This window comes from Variovorax sp. P4_D9 (assembly GCF_056401695.1).
The window spans coordinates 1-3,027 of the sequence record NZ_JBFUIU010000979.1 but is presented as its reverse complement, the minus strand read 5'-3'; the positions used below and the strand labels follow the sequence as shown (position 1 = coordinate 3,027).

General features: G+C 62.4%; 3 protein-coding genes. All 3 read left to right on the top strand.

What is annotated here, in order from left to right; translation table 11 throughout:
* On the top strand, positions 1-708 hold a 708-nt coding region (locus AC1DY5_RS49415), incomplete at its 5' end, for a portal protein (RefSeq protein ID WP_478121635.1).
* 26 nt (positions 709-734) lie between these two features.
* Positions 735-956 carry a hypothetical protein gene (locus AC1DY5_RS49410; RefSeq protein ID WP_478121634.1) on the top strand — a complete coding sequence of 74 codons (222 nt, stop codon included), beginning with the start codon at positions 735-737 and terminating at the stop codon, positions 954-956.
* An 870-nt stretch (positions 957-1,826) separates the two neighbouring features.
* Positions 1,827-3,027, top strand: a 1,201-nt coding sequence (locus AC1DY5_RS49405; RefSeq protein WP_478121633.1) for a hypothetical protein, incomplete at its 3' end; no start/stop codon positions are given.

Sequence of the window (3,027 nt, the reverse complement as noted above, 5' to 3'; positions counted from 1 at the left end):
CCGGAGATGGATCCGGAGACGGGCATCACCTACCTGTCCAACGACCTGCAGCGCACGCGCCTGATGGTGTCGCTGGAGGACGTGCCGAGCAGCTCGAGCTACCGCGGCCAGCAGCTCAACGCCATGTCGGAGGCGGTCAAGGCCCTGCCGGCGCAGTACCAGGCCGCCGCGATGCCTTTCCTCGTGTCCCTCATGGATACGCCCTTCAAGAAGGAGCTGGTCGAGGCCATCCGCGCTGCGGCCGCGCAGGAGAGCCCGGAGGCGATCGAGCAGCGCATCAAGCAGGCCGTGCAGGACGCCCTGGCCAAGTCGGGCGCGGACATCAAGATGCGTGAAGTGGCCCTCAAGGAGCGCAAGAGCGCCAGCGAGATCAAGGAGATCGAGGCCCGTGCGGTGCAGATCGGCGTGCAGGCCGCCTTCAGCGCCATGCAGGCCGGCGCCCAGGTGGCGGCCATGCCTCAGATTGCGCCGATCGCCGACGTCGTCATGCAAGGCGCGGGATACACGCGCCCGAACCCAATGGGCGACGACCCGAATTTCCCGACGCCCGCCGGTGGAGTGCCAGCCGTGAATCCCGCCGCGGTGCCGCCGGTGCACCAGAACACGAGCCCGGAGTTTCCGCCCATCCCGAGCCATGGCGCCTCGCCCATGACTGGCATTGAGACGGCCAGGACGGCGGACAACCTGCCGCAGGGAGCGCCAGCGTGACAGGAGATCGGCTGAAAACTCAGCCGATGTCGACGCCCGCGCGATTCCCGCGCATCCGCGACATCACCCTCGACACCAGGCTCTCCGACGACGGTAGCAAGGTCGAAGTGGTCGCGTCGTGGAACGGCTTGCGCTCCGTCTGGTGCCGCGTCAACGAACTGCAGCACGAGCCGCTGCCCAGCGGTGAAGTCGCTCAGTGTCAGCAGCTGGCCATTCGCATGCTGCGCATTCTGGCCTTGGGTCATTAAGGCAAGCGGCCGTCGCGGAGGTGAAAGCACTCAACCTGCCAGAGCTTTTGGTTCTCGGCCCGACCGGCTAAAGTCGRCCAACCGCCGGATTCGGCCAGCGGACATYGAAGTCCAGCTTGCCGTCCGAAATCGGACGTTCGAGCCCTGAGCGCTTTCGCCAGCTAGCCTTCATTGCTCGAAGGCGGGTCTCTCCAAAGGACTTTTGGGATCTCGAAGTCAGTACATACGACCCTCGGCGCCCACCTCAATCGCCGATTGGGACGTTCACTTGGTCAAACTCAGGCTGATGCATTGACGTTCAAGCGGCCCGGCGCCCAAGGCCCAGGGAATCGGCTGCGCCCAGGCTTTCTCAGGACCGAGGCAAAGTGGCTCAGTCGTCGGTGTAAACCTGAATCAACACCTGATGTGTGTGCTCGGCCGGGTTCATCGACACTCGGCCGGCCCCCATCGACCGCAAAGACCACATCAGTGCCTCGACCGACGGGCCTGTCGACCCCGTTGCCCCTGCTGCCAACGAAAAGGGGACTATCTTTGGACTTGTGTCTACGCTCGTGCCGCATAAAAATGCGGTACGGCTGAAGCGCTCGCGCAAAGCACGTAGTGGGGGCGTCGCCATGTCGAATCGGTTTCGTTGGATGCGACTCTTGTTGRTCGCTCTGATCGCAGCGGTCTCGCTGCCGGCGATCCCGCAGATACCACCGCATTTACCTGGGACTATCTGCTTCACGCCCTACTTTTGGTGCCCGCTTCCGCAACAGGTGCCTCCCGGGGCCCGCTGCTATTGTCCCGGCCCATACGGCCCCGTTTTCGGCCAGGCTGGTTGACAAAGGCTCGCAACTCCCATGACCGCCGCTACTTGGAGGCGACTGTATGGATTTGACCGCGCGACTTCACGAGGTCCTGTCCTGGGTTAGGAAGGCTCTTTCCGGTGGCGCCTCACCCATCACGGGGGTCGAGCGGCTTGTCGCCGATGGGCGCCTATTAAGCGCATATCTGGCTGCGGCCGGGCTAATGCGGTCACAAACGCTTGACGACCGAATAGCTGCCGTCGACCAGGGCGATCGAAGTGTCGCAGCGGTGGCCCGTCTGCGCCTGGAGGTGAGCAAGGCGACACGAACGGCTAGCCCATACATCGCGCTACTGGACCTGCGCGCGCACAAGAGCCCTTTTGAGCGAGGCTTACGCACTTGGCGGAGCAAGCTCACAAAGGTCATCGTTTCCCTACTCACGCTACTCCTTGTCTTCAGCGTCGTAATCGGCTTCGCCATCTACGAGCATGTCGTCCGCGACATCACCGAAGCGCAGCGCATCCTGGCTCAAAACCCGACGCAGAAGATCGGTGATCTTCGAAGAATGCTTCAAGAAGGAGCCCTTAACGACCCCAGAAAGGCGTACTACTTGCAATACCAAAGAGCCGAAGGCGAGTTGCGGGCGATGTTCGACAGCGCCGACGACATCATGAGACGCAGCTTGTTGACCGACAGCGGAAGCGACAGTTCCAAGGGCCTTTTGTGCAAGGTGTACGGATTGATGTGGCTGGAATTGTTCGGCAGGAGCCAGCCCCGCAGCAGGATGCCAAACGGCGCAGACGCAGAGAATTCGGCGAGCACAGCTAGCGGGCTCGCGAATGGCGTCGCCAAGCAGGGCGGAGCGATTGGCAGCAAGCAAGTTGTGGCACACGACAAGGTGGCGGAGCCGTCAGGACTCTGTGAGGAGGACTTTGGTGTGGCGGGACAGCTTGCGAGCGCGGGCTTTGGGGGTGTCGTCGACCCGCCAGACGCCGCTCGTGCGGCCGGTCGAAATGAAGGTGTGGCTGACCTCAATGCAGCGACGCTCACCGACCCCTCCCAGGCGTTCGAGCATTGCAGGAACAACGGAGCAAATTTGAGGAAATTTTACGAGCAGGCCAGCAAGGAGTTGCTCGCGCTTCAAGTCGACAACCTTGATGACTATTGCCTATCGCTGTCCCTTGGCGTTAACACGCTCCGGTACCGATCCGCTGCCATCATCACCACCATACGGAACTTGCAGGATGAGTTGTTCTTGATCGGCGTGCTGCTCTTACCTATGG